The sequence below is a fragment of the Tatumella ptyseos ATCC 33301 genome, assembly GCF_000735525.1.
Classification (GTDB): Bacteria; Pseudomonadota; Gammaproteobacteria; order Enterobacterales; family Enterobacteriaceae; genus Tatumella; species Tatumella ptyseos.
In genome coordinates this window covers 1-2,774 of sequence record NZ_JMPR01000049.1, presented here as the reverse complement: position 1 = coordinate 2,774, position 2,774 = coordinate 1, and the positions used below count along the sequence as shown (strand labels likewise).

Genomic DNA, 2,774 nt, shown 5'->3' with positions numbered 1-2,774 from the left:
CGGTTTTAAAACAAAACCACATTCCGCTTTTCCGGTGATGTTTGCACCGTTGCCCGGTCGCCCGCAGCGGGATGCAGGCAGCAAGCCTTATTACAAAGCGAACGGAATATTCACGGTCTGAGATAAAAATAACAGGTGAGTTTAAAACCCGCAGACCGGCTAACGAAAAATCTTCCGCTTTCCCGCGGAACTACGTACCGACGCGGCGATAGGTGACGTAATAAATTGCGTCTCTGTTCACTGTTTTCTGCCAGGCCTGATGCTACTTTCGTGTCTCCTGGTCTGGATCCATACTGAAGCCTTCCATCAGTCGGCCTGGTGCATAGTCATGCATGTCTGGACAATTTTCGGCGTTCGATTCTGGCGAACTTTTGGTAAGAGGAGTTGTTTGAGTCTGTAAGAGCCTGAAGCGGTAAACGCAGTAAGTGAGATGCAGACAGAACGAACATAGGGAAAGGACACTCAGGATGAGTAAGCGATCAGAAATTATTGATGGCAGAGAGGCAAGCACAGCAAAGTACGGGATAGTTTATACGGAAGTACTTGGCTGGGTAGACCTGGGGCATGCCTGGGGCTCGGACATTCGGGATCTTTTGCGATTAATGTCACAGGGTGAATCATCAGGGAAGGAATTTTATGATGTCAGGTATGCACAGGGAATGACGTCACCTTTTGGATTGATCCGTTCAGGTAAGGTGATGACCTGGCGTATCCGTAGAGGGCGACCTTACCGGGAACAGAAAAGCATTGCCCTGGCGATGATGATGACGATGGCATGCAAGTTTGAGGCATTCCAGGAGATGTTTCCCAATAACTTAGTGACGGATAGCGGTTTCAGCGGTGAGGATTTGGTCTCCGATCTGTTGGGGTTTTACCGTGTGGTATCGATTCAGGATCCTTTTCCTCAGCTCCGGCCTGTAAGCAGGGAGGACGCTCTGAAACGCTGGGATTACTACGGCAAAATCGGTAACTGGAAGAACAAAACGTTTCAACCTCTGTTGTTCCCCGACCCGGAAAGATCCCCAAATTCCCGGCCCCGTAAAGGGGAGTTACCGCTGTTCATGAGAACGGTAATTCCTTATAACGACTTTCTGTCCGGAAACGTGATACTTCCCCGGCATGACAGGACGTTTGTGGTACTGGGTTCCAGCAATAGCAGGATGGGATTATGAGGAAGTCTGGCGTCGCTCTGATTGGGGTGATTGGCATAGTTGGTATTGGCCTGGTTATTGGCTGGCCGTATATCAGGATGGAATTTGCCAGCAGCGCATATTATACCAGGGAAAATCAACGCCAGTATGAATATTACACCCCGGAATTATTAAAAAAAATGCCAAGGGTATCAAGTGATTATAAATTTGAATTTGGGAGGATTACAGGCACAGAAGCTAATGTCTTCACTGTGAAGTTTTATGGTGTTTCTGACACCCGGAGTATCAGGGACTACCTGAAATCAGAGGGGTATGAGCCCCGGGCGTCTTGTGATGTTGAAGCCGAGTGTTGGAAAAGTCGGGCGACCAATGATGAGGTTACGGTCGGCAATATTCATTCTCAAACAGGGGTGTTTGTGCAGATATATCGGCGTTTATATTCAAGCCAATAAGCCGGACACAGAGAATGATCCTCTGGAGATCATTTTATCAGGGCAGTTGTCCCCGTGTTTAGTCTTTTAAAATACGAAAAATGTCTTCTTATCTGATGATTGCCCGGTCGCCCGCAGCGGGATGCAGGCAGCAAGCCTTACCACAAAGCGAACGGAATATTCACCGTGCTGACACAAACAAATTATCCTGTTTCCCGTGTATCCGCTCTGAGCAGATTCCGCCCGTCATACGTGAAGTAGTTGCAGTTGCCGCGTGGCAGCGGCCGGATTAAGGCCCGAAGGCGCGGGCCTTAACAATCCGCGCCTGGCGAAGGTCCTCGCTGTCCCCTCACTTATCGCTCCGGCCTGACGGCCCGCCCGGATTCGCCGTCCTGGCTCAACCGTGCTTTCGCCGGCGTCCCTGCCGGCTCAGCCTGGCCGTCACTCTGCGTTCGGCGCTGCGGATAGCGCCCCAAAACCTGCTCTCCGGGCAGTGGTCCCCGTGTTTAGTCTTTTAAAATACGGAAAATGTCTTCTTATCTGATGCTTGCATCGTTGGCAGGGCGACATCGCACCGCTGAGCGAATGAATGTGTCCAGGACGAGCCGCAGGGACGCGGCGAGAGGTCATGCCGAGCAGGAGCGAATCATGACCGGTCCGTAAAGGACACATGAATGAGTGAAGGTACCGCGGAGCGGCGGGCAGGCTTGTCGCAAGGCAGGGAGTGCAGAGGGCGCGGCCATGCGCCCTTTGCCCGGTCGCCCGCAGCTGGGTGCAGGCAGCATGCCAGACAACAAAGCGAACGGAATATTCACCGTGCCGGGATGAAAAACAACGGACGAACTTATTACCCACAAACCAGAGACAAAAATCTTATCCGCTTTTCCGCGGATGACTGCACTGTTGGTCGGGCGACATCGCACCGCTGAGCGAATGAATGTGGCCAGGACGAGCCGCAGGGACGCGGCGAGAGGTCATGCTGAGCAGGAGCGAATCATGACCGGTCCGTAAAGGACACATGAATGAGTGAAGGTACCGCGAAGCGGCGGGCAGGCTTGTCGCAGGGCCGGGAGTGCAGAGGGCGCGGCCATGCGCCCTTTGCCCGGCCGCCCACGGCGGATTACAGGCAGTATGCCTTATTATAAAGCGAACGGAATATTCACCGTGCCGGGATGAAAAACAACGGACAACT

The 2,774-nt window shown here is 52.6% G+C and carries 2 protein-coding genes; both read left to right on the top strand.

Annotated elements, in window-relative coordinates; all coding sequences use genetic code 11:
* Positions 1–467 precede the first annotated feature (467 nt).
* Positions 468–1,172, top strand: a complete 705-nt coding sequence (locus GTPT_RS15690) for a hypothetical protein (protein WP_029991334.1) — start codon at positions 468–470, stop codon at positions 1,170–1,172.
* On the top strand, positions 1,169–1,603 hold the full coding sequence (locus tag GTPT_RS15685; RefSeq protein ID WP_025902704.1) for a hypothetical protein: 435 nt from the start codon (positions 1,169–1,171) through the stop codon (positions 1,601–1,603). The genes GTPT_RS15690 and GTPT_RS15685 overlap by 4 nt, the downstream gene beginning before the upstream one ends.
* Positions 1,604–2,774: the final 1,171 nt, after the last annotated feature.

Bases quoted from the DNA above. Each gene is read 5' to 3' on its own strand.
- GTPT_RS15690 (WP_029991334.1), top strand. From the start codon at position 468: ATGAGTAAGCGATCAGAAATTATTGATGGCAGAGAGGCAAGCACAGCA.
- GTPT_RS15685 (WP_025902704.1), top strand. From the start codon at position 1,169: ATGAGGAAGTCTGGCGTCGCTCTGATTGGGGTGATTGGCATAGTTGGT.